Source organism: Streptomyces sp. NPDC029836 (genome assembly GCF_055574495.1).
This window is the reverse complement of sequence record NZ_JBVHZI010000007.1, coordinates 98,812-114,596: the sequence shown is the minus strand read 5'-3', so window position 1 is coordinate 114,596 and position 15,785 is coordinate 98,812. Positions and strand designations below refer to the sequence as shown.

Here is a 15,785-nt window from a genome sequence, read left to right as displayed (position 1 = left end):
TGGGGGGACGGCGGAGGTGAAGGTGCGATGGCGGGTTTTCGAAGTCTGGCCTATCAGGTGCGCGACGCGCGCAACGACCGGGCCCTGCGGCGCCATTCGTTGCGCCGCTGCCTGGAACGGTTCGCCCCGTACGGGCACCGCGCGACGTGGTGGCACCTGTGCGACCGGCACGGGATCGCTCCCGAGGACCGGGGTGCGGACCCGTTGCGGCTCGTCGCGGCGCTGGAGGAACTGGAAGAGGCGCGGGCGGTCTGGTTGGAGTACGAGAAGTTGTTCGCGGCGCGACGCAGACGTGAGAAGCACGACGGGGTGCGCCGCCCGGAGTGGGCCTGGGGCGGCAACGGGGACGCGGTGGTGCGCTGCGCCGACCCGTGGGTGCGGCCGGAGGGCACGCTGGGCGAGGTTCTGCGGCGGCTGGTGACAGCGCTGGAGTCGGAGCCGGGCACCTCGTGTCCGGTGTGCGGCGAGGAGGAGTTGCGCTGGCCGTCCGTACCGGCGGCCCGGCACGGCGACTGGGCCGGGGCCTGGTCGTGGGACGGCCCGGTGTGCGGGGGCTGCGGCATCGTGGTGCCGAGACCCGCCCTGGCTTACGCGGCGGTGGTGCGCCCGGCTTCGGCGGACGCGGCGTGACCGGGGCGGGACGGGGGCTTCGGCGGGCCGGGCGGCCGGGGTCGGCGAGGCGGCCGGTGTGAGCGGGACGGCCGGTGTGAACGGGACGGCCGATGGTGTTGGGACGGCCGGTGTGAGCGGGACGGCCGATGCGGTGGGGTCGGCCGGTGTGGCCCGGGTGCTTCAGGTCGGGCTCAACGGGTCGCGGGGCGCCGCCGACGGGGCGGCCGTACCGATGTCGCCGCGGGCGCTGGCGGAGTCGGCGTTGGCCGCGGTCGCCGCCGGGGCCGGCGAGGTACTGGTGCACCCGCGGACCCCGTGCGGCCGGGAGGGCCTCTCGCCCCGGGTGGTGGGGCCACTGCTGGAGGAGTTGCGCGGCGCGGGGGTCCGGGTCCCCCTGACGGTGCCCGCTTCCGTCGCCGCGGAGCCGGATCCGGCGGGGCGGCTGGAGCGGGTGCGGTGCTGGGAGGTGCTGCCGGACCGGGCGACGGTGTCCTTCGCCGAAGCCGGCGCGTACGAGCTGGGTTCGGCCCTGTTGGCGCGCGGGGTTGCGGTGGACGCGGTGGTACCGCTGGGCGGCGGTGCCGGGCCCGGGCCACTGGCCCGTTTCCTGGCGTGGGCCCCGGCCGACCACGGGCGGGTGCGGCTGGTGGCGGAGCTGGCGCGGGCGGATCCCGCGTTGGTGGCGGGGCTGCGGTGGCTGCCTCCCGTACCCGTGCTGCTGTACGGGAAGGACGGAGCCGCTTGGCCCGTGTTGCGGCTGGCCTCCCGGTGCGGCGCCGGTGCGCGGATCGGCGTAGGAGAGGTTCTCCACCTGCCGGACGGCCGCCCGGCCCGGTCGAACGCCGAACTGGTGGCGGCGGCCCGGGAGATCACCGCCGAGGCCGGTCCGGCGGGGGCTCCGGCGTCCGCCGGTCGGGCGGGGCGGTGAGTACCGGTGCGGGCGGCGGGTGTCAGTAAGCGAGCCGTGAGCCGGTCATGCGGTCGCCGAAGACATCGTCCGGGTTGGACAGCGCGCAGGTCTTCATGGAGAGGCAGCCGCAGCCGATGCAGTCCGTCAAACGGTCGCGGAGATCACTGAGTTGCTCGATGCGCTGGTCGAGTTCGGATCGCCAGGCCTCCGACAGGCGGGCCCAGTCCTCGCGGTTCGGCGTGCGCCCTTCCGGCAGTTGGGACAGCGCCTCGCCGATGTCGGCGAGCGGAATGCCCACCCGTTGAGCGGCGCGTACGAACGCGACCCGGCGCAGCGCGTCACGGCTGTAGCGGCGCTGGTTGCCGGAGGTGCGGCGGCTGCTGATCAGGCCCTTCGTCTCGTAGAAGTGGAGGGCTGAGACGGCGGCTCCACTGCGCGCGGACAGCTGACCGACGGTGAGTTCGTGGATCTTCTCGGGAATCTGCGGCACCCTGCCGAGCCTAGTCGGAGGTGCGTTGACATTCACACACGCGGCGCAGCATGCTGAGCAAACGCTTATTCGTCTGAGTGTGCCGGGCGAGCAGGCTTGAGGACCGCGTGGGAGACGTCTACCGACAGGGGCAGGGCATGGCCGATCCGAGGATCTTCACATCCGCCGAGGAACTGCGCGCCGGCATCGGCGAGCCGCTCGGCCCGAGCGGATGGCTGGAGGTGGACCAAAAGCGGATCGACCTGTTCGCCGACGCGACGGGCGACCACCAGTGGATCCACGTGGACCCCGAGCGGGCGGCTTCCGGGCCGTTCGGTTCGACGATCGCGCACGGCTACCTGACGCTGTCGCTGCTGCCGAGCCTGGTGCCGCAGATCATGCGGGTCGAGGGCATGCGGATGGGCATCAACTACGGCGTGGACAAGGTCCGCTTCCCCGCTCCGGTGCCGGTAGGTTCGCGGCTGCGCGCCACCGCGCTGATCACGTCGGTCACCGAGGTCGGCGAGGGCGTGCAGGTCGCCGCGACGGTGACGGTGGAGCGCGAGGGCGCCGAAAAGCCGGTGTGCGTGGCGGAGTCGGTGTCCCGCTACTACTTCTGAGCGGACGCGGCGGGGGCCGCGCTCACCATGCGCAGCACGAGGTCGGCGTAGAGCGCGCCGACCTCGTCGGGCGTGCGCGGTCCGGCCGCGCTGAACCAGCGGGCCACGTCGATGCACAGGGACAGCACGGCGAGGGTGGTGCCCGGGACGTCCGGCACCGCGAACTCCCCCGCCCGTACGCCGTCGGCGAGGATCCGTCGTACGGCCGCGTCGCTCCGCCGGCGCAGGGCCACGATCTCGGAGCGGTGCTCGGGTGCGAGGGCGTCGAGCTCGTACTGGACCACGCGGGCGGTGGTGTGGTGCGCCGCGTGCCAGCCGACGAAGGACCGTACGGCGCCGTCGAGCCGCTCGGCGGCGGCGCCCGGGCCGGAGGCGGCGGTTTCCAGGATCTCCAGCGCCTTGTCGTGACCGATGCGACTGATCCGGTGGAGCAGTTCTTCCTTGGTCTTGTAGTGGATGTAGAGCGCGGCCGGACTCATCCCGGCCCGGCCGGCGATGTCCCGGGTGGTGGTCGCGTGGTAGCCGCGCTCGGCGAAGGCCTCGACGGCGGCGACGAGCAGCCGCCGCGCGGCGTCGGGGGTGACCTCCGACCACGGCTGGTATCCGCCGGTTTCCGCCGCGCTGTCCATGGCCCGTCCACCTCTTCCTCTTGTAGGAAGGAACACCCTACCGGAGGGTGAGCAAGCGCTTAGCCGCGCCGGACGGGCAGGGGTGGGCGTGGCGTGACGGGAGCGTCCCGGACCGCGCGGTCAGCGGTCCTGGGTGGGGGGCTTCGGCGCGAAGGGGTCGTAGCCCGTCATGATCTTCTCCATCCGGGCCTGGTCGACGCGGGTGACGATCTGCGTCACCTCCTGACGGTCCCTGATCACCTTGGCGAGGGTGAACGCCGAGGTGGTGAGGTAGAGCACCGCGATGCCGAGGAAGGCGCGGACCCAGCCGTCGGCGTCCATGTTGTAGATCCCCAGCGCCACGGCGGCGATGGCGACGCCGAAGGAGGCGACGGCCTGGCCGTAGTACGCCCCCGTGTTCTGCTGCTTGACCGGTGTCTCGTTCATGGCTCCAGCATCGGCGGCGACGGCCGGGCGCACATGGGCGCAGGTACTCAGCCGGGTACTCAGAAAGCGGAGACCCCCGTGCGGGCGCGGCCGATCAGCAGCTTCTGGATCTGGCTGGTGCCCTCGTAGAGGGTCATCACGCGGGCGTCGCGCAGCAGTTTGCCGACGGGGTACTCGTCGATGTAGCCGTAGCCGCCGTGCACCTGGAGGGCGTTGCCGGCGGCGCGCACGGCGGCTTCCGAGGCGAAGAGCTTGGCGGTGGAGGACTCGGTGGCGAAGGGCTGCCCGCGGTCGATGAGGTCGGCGACGCGCCAGGTCAGCAGCCGGGCCGCGTCCACGTCGACCGAGATGTCGGCGATGAGTTCCTGGACGAGCTGGTGCTGGGCGATCGGCTTGCCGAACTGCTCGCGCTGCGCGGCGTACGAGACGGCGGCGTCCAGCGCCGCCTGGGCGATGCCGACGCAGCCCGCGGCGACCGACATCCGCCCCTTGGCCAGTGCCGACATGGCGACGGAGAAGCCCTTGCCCTCGGGGCCGAGCATGGCGGAGGCGGGCACGCGGACGCCGTCGAGGACGAGTTCGGCGGTGGCCTGGCCGCGCAGGCCCAACTTCCCGTGGACCTCGCGGCGGGTGAGGCCGGGGGCGTCGGCGGGCACCAGGAAGGCGGAGATCCCGCGGTGGCCGGGGGTGTCGTCGGTGCGGGCGAAGAGGAGGACGACGTCGGCCCAGGTGCCGTTGGTGATGAACATCTTGCTGCCGCTGATGACGTACGCGTCCCCCTCGCGCACGGCCCGGGTGGTGAGGTTGCCCGCGTCGGAGCCGGTACCGGGCTCGGTCAGGCCGAAGCAGCCGAGGGCCTCGCCGGAGCACAGTCGGGGAAGCCAGTCCCGCTTCTGCGCCTCGTCGCCCCAGGCGGCGATGGTCTTGGCGACAAGGCCGAGGGAGACGGAGACGATGCCGCGCACGGCGGAGTCGCCGCGGCCGAGTTCCTCGGTGACCAGGGCGTAGGAGAGGTGGTCCCCGCCCGAACCGCCGTATTCCTCGGGCACCGTCAGGCCCAGGAACCCGACGTCGCCGAGCTTCTTCACGATGCCCCGGTCCACGCTCTCGGCCCGGTCCCACGCGGCGGCGTACGGGACGATCTCGCGCTCGGTGAACGCGCGGGCCAGTCGGCGTACGGCGCTCTGCTCCTCGCTCGGCTCCAGGTTCACCGGGCACCTCCGGGGCGTCTCGACCGGCCTTTAACTAGCACCGGTAGTTTATGACGGGCAGGCCCTACTATGTGGCGCATGGCCAGACCGCGCAAGCCCCTCCTCAGCCGAGCCCGCATCGTCGAGGCGGCGGGTGCGCTGGTGGACGCGGAAGGTCTGGAGGCGCTCTCGACGCGCCGGTTGGCCGCCGCGCTCGGGGTGAGCGGGCCGTCCCTGTACAACCACTTCCGCACGAAGGACGAGATCCTGGAGGCGGTGGCCGACGCGGTGAGCGCGCGGGTGGACCTGTCGATGTTCGAAGACTGCCGGGACTGGCGGCCGGCGTTGCACGCCTGGGCGCACTCGTACCGCGACGCCCTGTCCGACCATCCGAACATCGTGCCGGTCCTGGCCCGGGGGCCGGGCCGGCGGCCGGCGGGACTGCGGCTGGCGGACTCGGTGTTCGGCGCGATGACGGAGGCGGGCTGGCCGCCGGCGCACGCGACCCGGATCGGGGCGCTGATGCGGTACTTCATCCTGGGCTCGGCGGTGGCCTCGTTCGCCGGCGGTTTCGTCGACGACGAGACGGCGTACGACCCGACGGACTATCCCCACCTGGGGCAGGCCCACCTGCTGGCGGAGCGGCGCCGCGAGGTCGACGAGGGAGCCTTCGAGACGGGTCTGGCCGCCCTGCTCGACGGCCTGGCCCTCCAGTTCGACGCCCTTCCCGCCGACCCCGCCTGACTCCCGCCCGGAGGGCGTGGGTCGGGGTCGGGCGGGGTGGGGCGGAGTCGGGCGGGTGTGCCCGTCGGGGTGGGTCAGAAGACGACCAGCGAGCGGCCTCCCTTGCCCGCGAGCATCGCCTCGAACGCGGCCGGGATGCCGTCGAGGGTGATCCGGTCGGTGACGAGGCCCGCGAGGTCGAGTCGGCCCGCGCGGACGTGGTCGGCGATCACCGGAAGGTCCCGGGCGGGGTCGCTGTTGCCGTAGACGCAGCCGCTGAGCGTGCGCGCGAAGTGGAAGATCTCCAACGCGTTGAAGGTGACCTGCTGTTCCTTGCCGCCGATGCCGACGACCGTCGTGCGGCCGCCCCGCCGCGTCGACTCCCAGGCCGCGCGGATGCTCTCCGCGCGACCCACGCACTCGATGGCGACGTCCGCGCCCCGGCCGCCGGTGACCGCGCGGACCTGCTTGGCGGTGGTGTCCGAGGCGAGCACGAACTCGGTGGCTCCGGCCGCCCGCGCGAGCTCCTCCTTGGCCGGGGAGACGTCCACGGCGACGATGGGACCCGCCTGACCGATCCGGGCCGCCTGGAGCGCGGCCAGGCCGACGCCGCCGACGCCGAACACCACCACCGACTCGCCCGGGAAGACCTGCGCGCTGTGGTGGACGGCGCCGTAGCCGGTGAGGACGGCGCAGCCGAGGAGGGCGGCCTCGGTGAGCGGGATCCCGGCGGGCGCGGGCAGCACGCAGTTCGCCGCGACGACGGTCTCCTCGGCGAACGCGGCGACGTTGAGCCCGGGGTGCAGCTCGGTCCCCTCGGCGTCATGGGCGTGGACGGCCCCGACTCCGCTCAGCGCCTTGGCGCAGAGCCAGACCTCGCCGATCAGGCAGTGGTGGCACTCCCCGCAGGACGGCGCCCAGTTGAGGACGACGCCGTCTCCCGGGGCGACGTGGGTGACGCCCTCGCCGACGGCGAGGACCGTACCCGCGCCCTCGTGGCCGAGGATGGCGGGGACGGGCACCCGCATGGTGCCGTTGGTGAGGGAGAGGTCGGAGTGGCAGACCCCGGCTGCGACGAGGCGTACCCGGACCTGACCGGGGCCGGGCTCGGGCAGCACGATCTCCCGTATCTCCAGCGGGGCTCCGACGGCGGGCAGGACGGCGGCGCGGACCATGATCTTTTCTCCGTCTCGGGCGGTCAGAACTGCAGGGACTTGGTCTGGAGGTACTCCCCCAGGCCGTGCGGGCCCAACTCGCGGCCGACACCCGACTGCTTGTACCCACCGAACGGCGCGCGCACGTTGAAGCGGCCCCCGTTGATGTCCACCTGCCCGGTGTCCATGCGGCGGGCGAACGCCACGGCCGTCTCCTCGTCCTCGGCCCACACCGCGCCGCCCAAGCCGTAGACGGTGCCGTTGGCGATGCGCAGGGCGTCGTCCTCGTCCTCGTAGCGGAGGATCGCCAGCACGGGGCCGAAGATCTCCTCCTGGGCGATGGTCATCGCGGGGGTGACGTCCGCGAAGACCGTCGGGGCCACGAAGTACCCCTGCTCGTGGGGGCTGTCGAGGCCGCCCGCGACGAGGCGCGCGCCTTCCTCGACGCCCTTGGCGATGTACGCGCGGACGCGGTCGCGCTGGGTGGCGTTGACGACCGGGCCGAGGCGGGTGCCCGGGTCGCGGGGGTCTCCGGACGGGTACTTGGCGACGGCGGCGGCCGCGAGGGTGACGGCCTCCTCGTACTGGTCCCGGTGGACGAGCATGCGCGTGAGGGCGTTGCAGCTCTGACCGGAGTTGTTCATGACGTGGCCGACGCCCACCGCGACGGCCTTGGCGAGGTCCGCCCCGGGCAGGATGACATTGGCCGATTTGCCGCCCAGTTCGAGGGCGACACGCTTGATCGCGGCGCCTGCCGTGGCGCCGATCTTCTTCCCGACGGCGGTCGAGCCGGTGAAGGAGACGAGGTCGACCCCTTCGTGCTCGGCCAGGGCCTGACCGGCGACCGGCCCGGTGCCGGTCACCAGGTTGAAGACCCCGGCCGGGATGCCCGCCTCGTGCACGGCTTCGGCGAAGAGCTGTGCGGTCAGCGGGGTGTCCTCGGCGGGCTTGAGGACGACGGTGCAGCCGGCGGCGAGTGCGGGTGCCACCTTGGCAACGATCTGGTGCAGCGGGTAGTTCCAGGGCGTGATCGCCCCGACCACGCCGACGGGCTCCAGCAGGACCGTGGAGTTGCCGATCCGCTCCTCGAAGCCGTACGAGGCCCCCAGCTCGGCGTACGAGCCGGCCACCGCGATCGGCGACCCGATGTGCACCGCCTCCGCGAAGCCGAGCGGGGAACCGAGTTCGGCGGTGACCGTCTCGGCCAGCTCGCCCTTCCGGGCCACCAGTACGTCCCGGAGGACGCCGATCAGGGCCGCCCGGTCGGCCGGGGCGGTGGCCGCCCAGCCGGGGAAGGCCGCGCGGGCGGCCCGTACGGCCGCGTCCACGTCCTCGGCGCTGCCGGCCGGCACCTCCGCGATGACCTGCTCGTCCGCCGGATTGACGACCTGGATCCGGCCGGCGCCGGCTGCGGGCACCCACGCCCCGCCGATGTACATCCCGTCCTGGGCCTTCATGGCATTCCTCCCGAGCACGCACGAGCGCGTAGACCTGACGTCACCAACACCCTACAAACTAGCGTCGGTAGTTTTCCGGGCGCCAGGGGTGGCCCGGATCAGATGATGCCGAAAAGCATCCCCGCCGCGAGGACCACGAGGGAGGTGAGGGCCGCCCACTTCACCGTGAAGCGGGTGTGGTCGCCGAACTCGACCTTGGCCATGCCGACGAGCACGTAGACGGCCGGGACCAGCGGGCTGGACATGTGCAGGGCCTGGCCGACCAGGGAGGCGCGGGCGATCTCCAGCGGGGACACCCCGTGGGCGGCGCCCGCCTCGGCGAGCACCGGCAGGACGCCGAAGTAGAAGCCGTCGTTGGACATGAAGTAGGTGAGGGGCAGGCTGAGGAGTCCGGTGACCAGGGCCATGTGCGGGCCCATGCCCTCGGGGATGGCCCCGACCAGCCAGTCGGCCATGTCCTTGACCATGCCCGTACCGGTGAGGACCCCGGTGAAGACGGCGGCCGCGAAGACCATGCCGGCCACGTTCAGCACGTTGTCGGCGTGCGCGGCGAGCCGGGCCTTCTGGTCGGGCATGTGCGGGAAGTTCACGGTGAGCGCGAGGGCGGCGGCGAGCAGGAACAGCACCGGGATCGGCAGCAGTTCCATGATCATGGCCGTCAGCAGGGCGATCGTCAGCCCCGCGTTGAACCAGTAGAGGCGGGGGCGCAGCGTCGGGCGGCGCGGGTCGAGGCCCTGGAAGCCCTCGGTGTCGGACGGGGCGTCCGGCGAGGTGTCGACCGGGGCGGGGCCGCTCGGGCCTGAGCCGGTCGGGATGGGGCCGGTCGGCTGGGGGGCACGGGCGGGCCGGTCGGCCTCGGCTCCGTCGCATCCGGGTACGCCGTCGGAGGACGGGGCGACCGCCGGGGCGCCGGAACCGTCGGTGGCGCCGCCGGTACGGGCACCGGACGGAACCAGTACCTCCGCGCCGGCCGCACCGGCGTTCCCCTCACCTTCGAGACCATCCCCGCCGGGCATCACCAGGGAGCCGACCCGACGGCGCTCCTTGACGCCCAGGACGTAGGCCAGGGCGAAGACGAAGAGCAGACCGACGGCGAGGGCCGGGATCATCGGCACGAAGATGTCGCCGGCGTCGAGCTTGAGGGCCGTGGCGGCGCGGGCCGTGGGGCCGCCCCAGGGAAGGGTGTTCATGACGCCGTTGGCGGTCGCCGCGACGCCCGTCATGACCACCAGGCTCAGGCCGAGCCGCTTGTACAGCGGGTACATGGCCGAGACCGTGATCATGAAGGTGGTCGAGCCGTCCCCGTCGAGCGAGACGATGGCGGCGAGCACGGCCGTGCCCACCACCACCCGCATCGGGTCGGCCTTGCAGAAGCGCAGGATGCCGCGCACGATCGGGTCGAAGAGACCGACGTCGATCATCAGCCCGAAGTAGACGATGGCGAACATCAGCATCGCGGCGGTCGGCGCGAGTTTGCCGACCCCGTCGATGACGTAGTCCCCGAGATGTGCGCCCTTGCCGGCGAACACGCAGAAGAGCGCGGGGATGAGCACGAGCGCCGCGATGGGCGACATTTTCTTCAGCATGATCAGGACCAGGAAGGTCGCGATCATGGCGAAGCCGAGGAAGGTCAGCATGCAGGGAACGTAGGTGCCCCCTGCCACGCCCAACAAGATGTCCGCGCGTGAGCAATACGAGCAAAACCCCAGCTCAGGGCAGGGGTGCCAGCTGGACGGGGAAGGCGTTGAGCACCGCCGTGCCGGACAGGGGGTCCAGCCGGGTGCCGTCGAGCAGCTGGTTCACGTTGGCGCCGGGGTCGGCGCCGGCCACCGCGAGCCGGGTGCCGGGCCGGTCGTGACCCCAGCCGTGCGGCAGGCTGACCACGCCGGCGCGGACCGTGTCGGTGACCTCGACGGGCACGTCCAGGCTGCCGCCGTCCGCGCTGATCCTGGCGCGGCCGCCGTCGGTGAGGCCGTGGCGCGCCGCGTCCTCGGGGTGGACCTGGAGGGTGCACCGGTTGGAACCTCCGGTGAGGGCCGGGACGTTGTGCAACCAGCTGTTGTTGGACCGCAGGTGGCGGCGGCCCACGAGCACCAGGGCGGCGGGGCGTTCGGCGAGCGCCGCGCGGAGCCCGGGGAGCTCGGCCGCGATCGGGTCGGGAAGCAGCTCGATCCTGCCGCTGCGGGTCCTGAGCACGCCCGGAAGCCGGGGCCGCAGCGGGCCCAGGTCGATGCCGTGCGGATGGGCGAGCAACCGTTCGAGACTGAGGCCGGCCCCGTGCGGCGCCGCCTCGGGGGCGACGTATCCGGGCGCGCCGAAGCGGTCGCCGTACGGGCCGAGTCGGAGCATCAGGTCGAGCCGGCGCTCGGGGCCGTTCTCGCCGGTGAGGAGTCCGGCGAGGCGTTCGGGGTCGGCACCGTGCAGCGGGGAGTGCCGGTCGGAGGTCTCCTTGACGAGGACGGCCCGGATGGCGAGGTCGTCCACGGTGGAGGGTTCGGCGGCGCCGTGCAGGCCCGAGACGGCGAGGACGAGACGGGCGTGGATCTCGCATTCGTCGCTTCGGTCCGCGTCCAGCGGGACGGCCGGGCGCGTGTAGCGGACCTGGTTGTGGACGGCGAAGCCGTTGAACGCGAAGTCGTGGTGGGCGCTCTGCGAGGGCGGCGGCGGGGGCAGGACCACGTGGGCGTGGCGCGAGGTCTCGTTGAGGTAAGGGTCGACGCTGACCATGAAGTCGAGTCCGGCGAGGGCGGCGTCGAGCCGGCGGCCGTCGGGGGCGGACAGCACCGGGTTGGCCGCGATGGAGATCAGGGCGCGGATCCGCCCCTCGCCGGGCGTCTCGATCTCCTCGGCCAGTGCCGCACTGGGCAGCTCGCTCTTCACCTCGGGATGAGCGCTGACCCGACTGTGCCAGCGGCCCAGCGCGAACCCCCGACCCGGTCCGGCGGGACGGGGTCGCGGGCCCGCCGCGGCCAGCGGGAAGAGGGCTCCGCCCGGGCGGTCGAGGTTGCCCGTGAGGATGTTCAGTACGTCGACCAGCCAGCTGGCGAGCGTTCCGAACTCGACGGTGCAGCTGCCGATCCGCCCGTAGACGGCGGCGGTCGGCGCGGCCGCGAGGTCGCGGGCGAGGGCGCGGATCTCGGAGGCCGGGAGGTCGCAGGCGGGGGCGGCGGCCTCAGGGGTGAAACTCCCGAGGGCGTCGGCGAGTTCCCGGAGTCCTTCGATGTGTTCGGCGAGCGGACCGGGCTTCGCGAGCTTCTCCGTCAGCAGGGTGTGCGCGAGGGCTGCCAGCAGGAGGGCGTCGCTGCCGGGGCGCGGGGCGAGGTGACGGTCGGCCAGCCGGGCGGTGCGCGTACGGCGCGGGTCGACGACCACGAGCGTGCCGCCGCGGGCGCGCAGCGCCTTGAGCCGGCCGGGGAAGTCGGGGGCGGTGCACAACGAGCCGTTGGATTCGACCGGGTTGGCGCCGAGGACCAGGAGGAAGTCGGTGCGGTCCAGGTCGGGCACCGGGATGGCGAACGGATCGCCGAACAGGAGCCCGCTGGACACGTGCTTGGGCATCTGGTCGAGGGTGCTGGCGGTGAACAGGTTCCGCGTGCCCAGGGCGTTGACCAGCAGCGGCGGGTAGAGGGCGCCGGCCATGGTGTGGACGTTCGGGTTGCCGAGGACGACGCCGACGGACTGAGCTCCGTGCTCCGCGACGAGCGCCGGCACCGCGGCGGCGATGGCCTCGTAGGCCTCCTCCCAGCCGGCTTCGCGCAGTTGTCCGTCGCGGCGTACGAGGGGGCCGCGCAGCCGGTCCGGGTCGGCGTCGAGTGCACCGAAGGCGGCACCCTTGGGGCAGATGAACCCGCGACTGAAGATGTCGTCACGGTCGCCGCGGGCGCCGGTCACGGTGGCGCCCTCGATGGTGAGGGTGAGGCCGCAGGTGGCTTCGCAGAGCGGGCAGATGCGCGGGGCGGTGCGAGGCATGGACGCTCCTGGGAGGCGGCGGGCTGCGGCACGGACACGACCCGGAGCCGACCGCGGGGGCCGGGCCGGCTGGGGCGTCCCGAGCATACCGACCGGTAGGCACGGGCGGGAGGGGTCTGCGTCGGCTGGCTACGGACCGGGGCGCCGGTCCGGGGCGCCGGTCCGGGGCGCCGGTCCGGGGCGCCGGTCCGGCGGCGGATCAGTCGAGGACGCGCGCGAGATAGGCCCGCATCATCGCCCGGGTTTCGGCGACGATGCCGGCGTCTCCGGCCGGGTCCGTCCGGAAGGCGAGCTGGATCAACGCGTCGGTCGCCTCGACGGCGACCAGCACCGCCCTGCGGAGGTCGGCGTCGGGCGTCAGTCCGAGGTGGGCGCAGAGCAGTTCGGTGAGCCGGGCGGCCACCTGGTGGTTGGGGTCGGAGGCCGGGCCGTCGGACGGCGGTGCGGGCACGCCGAAGTCGACCAGGGCGAAGCCGGGCACGCTGCGCTTCATGGCCAGGTACTCGTCCAGCACCGCGTCGACCGCCGGCCGCCAGGAGTCGGCGGGCAGCTCGGCGAGGCGGCGCTGGATGCCGTCGGCGTAGCGGTCGAGGTTGCGGTGGGCCAGGGCGACGGCCATGGCCCGCTTGTTGCCGAAGAAGCGGTAGACCGATCCGATGGGCACTCCGGCGCGCAGGGCGACGGCCCGGGTGCTGAGGTTTTCGTACCCCGCCTCATCGAGGAGCTCGGCGCAGGCGTCGAGGATCCGCACGAGGCGGTCGGCGCTGCGCTGCTGGACGGGGGTCCTGCGCAGGGGCTGGTCGGGAGGCACGGTGTCCATGATGCCGCTCCTGGCTTCTCGGTCCAGCCTTCCGGCCTCCCTGCCCGCGCCCGACCGGTCAGTTGAGCAGGAGGGCGAGCCCGCCGACGGTGTACGCGATCATCAGCGCCAGCAGCGGGAGTTGACCCGCCACCGCCTTGGCGGGCGGGAACAGCCGAACGGAACGGTCGTGCGCGGCGATCACTCCGAGTACGTGTCCGGTCACGACGGCGATCACCTGGAGGGCTGCGAGACCGCCGGGGCCCATGGGGGGACTGGGATCGGGGCCGTTGTCAGTGCCGAGTGCGATGCTCACTGTGCGTGGTCCTTCGGTGACCAGGAGGGAGAAGTAGTGAGCGATGAGATAGCCGAGGGCGATCGGCACGAGTGAATGCGCGAAGGCGGTCAGCGGTCCGGGATGAGGTCCGGCGACGAGGCGGGTGGCCGCCGCGCACAGGCAATAGAGGCCGGCGACGAGAGCGACGGAAGCGAGTAGTCCGAGGGTGGCCGTGGGGGTGCGGCCGAGGGGGGAGGTCTGAACGACGTTGATCCAGGAGGGGTTGTCGCTGTAGCCGTCGTAGGCGGTGGAACCGAGGAGGACGCAGACGGTGGCGACGAGTCCGGGTCGCTCGGGCGTCGCGTCGAGTCCGTGGAAGGGGTTGCGCAGGACCAGGCGGCCGTCGCTACGACGGCCGAGCACGGCGAGCCGGGCCAGGAGGTCGGAGTAGGCCTCGAAGGCGTCCGCGTCGGTGAACCAGCGCTCGCCGTGGCGGGCGGCGAGGAGCAGGTGGACGGACGCGTAGCCGACGAGGGCGATGAGGAGGGTGGTGGTGGATGCGGGATCGGGGGCGGCGAGCTCCAACCAGGTGAAGCCGAACAGGCCTGCGGCGGCGGGCCATTGGCCCAGCCGTGCGGGCAGGGGGCGTCCGGGTCCGGGCGGGCGGCCCAGGAGCCGGGCCCGGCCCCGGGAAAGGAGGCGGTGGAGGGTGCGCAGCGGGTTGACCAGGCGCCAGACGGGGCCGAGGAGGAGGGAGGTGGGCACGAGGCCGACCCAGAACAGGACGTAGACGGTCCCCGGCGCGGGGTTCCGGGTGGGGTCGTCGGGACCGAGGAGGAGGTGGAGGAGTACGGCGAGGGCTGCGGCGAGGCCGAGTCCGCGCAGGACGAGTCGGGTGGCCGGCGCGTCGGCCACCCGCTGGAACCCGGCGGGCAGAGCGAGCCCGGAGCGGTCGCCGCGGAAGCGGGACACGGACCAGAGCAGGCCGAGGGCCAGGAAGGAGACGAACAGGGCGGTGAAGGCGCCGGCGAAGGCGTAGAAGGGGGAGATGGGCAGGTCGTGCTGGGATCCGATCCCGTGCGCCAGCAGGATCGACGGGTCGGCCGGGTGAAGGACCACGCTCTGGCCGGACCAGCCGACCGGGCTCGCGCCGGGGCCGGGGGCGGGGCCGAATCCGGCGGCGATCGCGGACGGGATGTCGGCGGGGCTCGCGGTGGTGAACCCGACCGGGCTCCCAGTCGGGCTCGTGGCGGTGACGCCGACATCGGGCCACACAGCCGGGCCACCGCCCGGCCAGGTGCCGCCGGATGCGGCGGGGCCGGGTGCGGCGGCGGTGGTGACGGTCCCCGTGGCTGTTCCTGCGCCTGCGCCTGCGCCCGTTCCGGTGGCGGTGGCGGTGGTGGTCATCGGACGACGAGCTGGGTCAGGAGCAGGCCGGACGTGTGGGTCTCGACCTCGAAGAGGCCGGTGCGGTCGGCCGTCAGGACCAAGGTCGCCTCCTGGCCCGCGGGCAGGGTGAGTTCCTTGTCATAGCCGTGGACGTGGAGGGTGTCGGCGAGGTCGCTGGTGACGATCAGGGCCACGCGCTCACCGCGCTTGAGCTCGGTGCGGTCGGGAGCGGGGTGCACCTTGCCGTCCCGGACGGCGAGGGTGACGGTCCGGTCCGCCTGCGGGGCCCCGGTCGGGGTGCCGCCGGCGCTCGGGGTGCCCGCCGGGTGGCTGTGGTCGGCGCCCGCGGGGGCGGCGGTCAGCGGAACGGCAGCCTCGATCGCCTTGCCGGCGACGGCCCACGCGGTGTGGTCGTCGGCGTACAGGCGGACGGTCAGGGTGTGCGGGCCCTGGGGTACCTGCGCCGCGGGCAGGTGGAACCAGGGGCCGTACACCCGGGCCAGTTTGCGGCCGTCGAGTTCGAGGTGGGCGTGGCCGGCGCCCGGGAGGGCGCCGCCGCCGGTGCTGTCGGGGGTGAAGCGGAAGTTCGTCACGGCCAGTTGGAGGTTCCAGCCGTCCTCCGAGTCGGGTCGTGCGGTGAGCCGGACCTCCGGCGCGCCCTGCGCGGGGACCTCGCGCAGGCGGTGGCCCGTACCGTCCTGCACCTCCAGGAGGGTCCCGACTCCGCCGGACGCCTCTTCGTGGGTGGTGCCGGGCTTGTGGTGGGTCGTGGCCCGGCCCCCGCAGCCCGTTACCACGCCGCCGACCAGCAGCAGGAGGACGGCCACCAGCGCGGCGAGCCGGGTGGCCCGGCGGGACGGCCCGGCCGTGCGGGCCGTGCGGTTGGGTATCCCGCACGCGTCGCACCGGACACGGTCTTCGGGACGGACGCTCACTGCGGACCTCCGGTCTCGGAACGGGTCGTCATATCGGTGTTCCGGGCCGGCCGGGGCGGGACGACGGGCGTCCACCCCGGCCGGCCCGGGACCCGGCGCGGGGCCCGGCGCGGGGCCCGGTGTGGAGGCGGCGCTGCGGGGCAACGCGCCGGCCCCTCCGGAGCGGGCGCTCCGGAGCCCCGATGCGGGGAAGCGGCTCGACTCCCCCGCACCCCGAGCCGGGGCG

15 protein-coding genes are annotated in these 15,785 nt (G+C 73.5%); 4 read left to right on the top strand and 11 right to left on the bottom strand.

Going from position 1 to position 15,785, the window contains the following annotated elements:
- Positions 1–27: 27 nt before the first annotated feature.
- Positions 28–630: a hypothetical protein gene (locus tag ACZ4XJ_RS21225; protein WP_362877305.1), complete on the top strand. Its 603-nt coding sequence runs from the start codon at positions 28–30 to the stop codon at positions 628–630.
- A gap of 112 nt (positions 631–742) precedes the next feature.
- Positions 743–1,540 carry a 3-keto-5-aminohexanoate cleavage protein gene (locus tag ACZ4XJ_RS21220; protein ID WP_468497020.1) on the top strand — a complete coding sequence of 266 codons (798 nt, stop codon included), beginning with the start codon at positions 743–745 and terminating at the stop codon, positions 1,538–1,540.
- Positions 1,541–1,562: 22 nt separating this feature from the next.
- Here the strand turns inward: ACZ4XJ_RS21220 and soxR are convergent, their stop codons facing one another.
- Positions 1,563–2,012: a redox-sensitive transcriptional activator SoxR gene (gene soxR, locus ACZ4XJ_RS21215; protein ID WP_362877307.1), complete on the bottom strand. Its 450-nt coding sequence runs from the start codon at positions 2,010–2,012 to the stop codon at positions 1,563–1,565.
- A 137-nt stretch (positions 2,013–2,149) separates the two neighbouring features.
- On the opposite strand from soxR, the gene ACZ4XJ_RS21210 reads away from it, so the two are divergent.
- On the top strand, positions 2,150–2,611 hold the full coding sequence (locus tag ACZ4XJ_RS21210) for a MaoC family dehydratase (RefSeq protein ID WP_362877308.1): 462 nt from the start codon (positions 2,150–2,152) through the stop codon (positions 2,609–2,611).
- Here the strand turns inward: ACZ4XJ_RS21210 and ACZ4XJ_RS21205 are convergent.
- From ACZ4XJ_RS21205 to ACZ4XJ_RS21195, 3 genes are all read right to left on the bottom strand, one after another.
- On the bottom strand, positions 2,602–3,240 hold the full coding sequence (locus tag ACZ4XJ_RS21205) for a TetR/AcrR family transcriptional regulator (RefSeq protein WP_468497019.1): 639 nt from the start codon (positions 3,238–3,240) through the stop codon (positions 2,602–2,604). The two genes, ACZ4XJ_RS21210 and ACZ4XJ_RS21205, sit on opposite strands and share 10 nt — an antisense overlap.
- Positions 3,241–3,360: 120 nt before the next feature.
- Entirely contained in the window at positions 3,361–3,666 is a 306-nt protein-coding gene (locus ACZ4XJ_RS21200; protein WP_362877310.1) for a YiaA/YiaB family inner membrane protein, read from the bottom strand.
- A 59-nt stretch (positions 3,667–3,725) separates the two neighbouring features.
- Positions 3,726–4,877 (bottom strand): acyl-CoA dehydrogenase family protein, encoded by a 1,152-nt coding sequence (locus ACZ4XJ_RS21195; protein WP_362877311.1) that lies wholly within the window; start codon positions 4,875–4,877, stop codon positions 3,726–3,728.
- Between the two features lie 78 nt (positions 4,878–4,955).
- On the opposite strand from ACZ4XJ_RS21195, the gene ACZ4XJ_RS21190 reads away from it, so the two are divergent.
- Positions 4,956–5,600: a TetR/AcrR family transcriptional regulator gene (locus ACZ4XJ_RS21190; protein ID WP_468497018.1), complete on the top strand. Its 645-nt coding sequence runs from the start codon at positions 4,956–4,958 to the stop codon at positions 5,598–5,600.
- Between the two features lie 74 nt (positions 5,601–5,674).
- Here ACZ4XJ_RS21190 and ACZ4XJ_RS21185 read toward each other — a convergent pair whose 3' ends face one another.
- The 7 genes from ACZ4XJ_RS21185 to ACZ4XJ_RS21155 form a co-directional block, all read right to left on the bottom strand.
- Positions 5,675–6,754, bottom strand: coding sequence for a zinc-binding dehydrogenase (locus ACZ4XJ_RS21185; RefSeq protein ID WP_383994611.1), 1,080 nt, complete (start codon positions 6,752–6,754; stop codon positions 5,675–5,677).
- 23 nt (positions 6,755–6,777) lie between these two features.
- Positions 6,778–8,190 (bottom strand): aldehyde dehydrogenase family protein, encoded by a 1,413-nt coding sequence (locus ACZ4XJ_RS21180; RefSeq protein WP_468497017.1) that lies wholly within the window; start codon positions 8,188–8,190, stop codon positions 6,778–6,780.
- 98 nt (positions 8,191–8,288) lie between these two features.
- Positions 8,289–9,827, bottom strand: a complete 1,539-nt coding sequence (locus ACZ4XJ_RS21175; protein ID WP_468497016.1) for a CitMHS family transporter — start codon at positions 9,825–9,827, stop codon at positions 8,289–8,291.
- 73 nt (positions 9,828–9,900) lie between these two features.
- Positions 9,901–12,159: a molybdopterin-dependent oxidoreductase gene (locus ACZ4XJ_RS21170; protein ID WP_468497015.1), complete on the bottom strand. Its 2,259-nt coding sequence runs from the start codon at positions 12,157–12,159 to the stop codon at positions 9,901–9,903.
- A 199-nt stretch (positions 12,160–12,358) separates the two neighbouring features.
- Positions 12,359–12,979, bottom strand: coding sequence for a TetR/AcrR family transcriptional regulator (locus ACZ4XJ_RS21165; protein ID WP_468497014.1), 621 nt, complete (start codon positions 12,977–12,979; stop codon positions 12,359–12,361).
- Between the two features lie 58 nt (positions 12,980–13,037).
- Positions 13,038–14,642, bottom strand: a complete 1,605-nt coding sequence (locus ACZ4XJ_RS21160) for a hypothetical protein (RefSeq protein ID WP_468497013.1) — start codon at positions 14,640–14,642, stop codon at positions 13,038–13,040.
- Complete coding sequence (locus ACZ4XJ_RS21155) at positions 14,639–15,514, bottom strand: cupredoxin domain-containing protein (protein ID WP_468497150.1); 876 nt, start codon at positions 15,512–15,514, stop codon at positions 14,639–14,641. The genes ACZ4XJ_RS21160 and ACZ4XJ_RS21155 overlap by 4 nt, the downstream gene beginning before the upstream one ends.
- Positions 15,515–15,785: the final 271 nt, after the last annotated feature.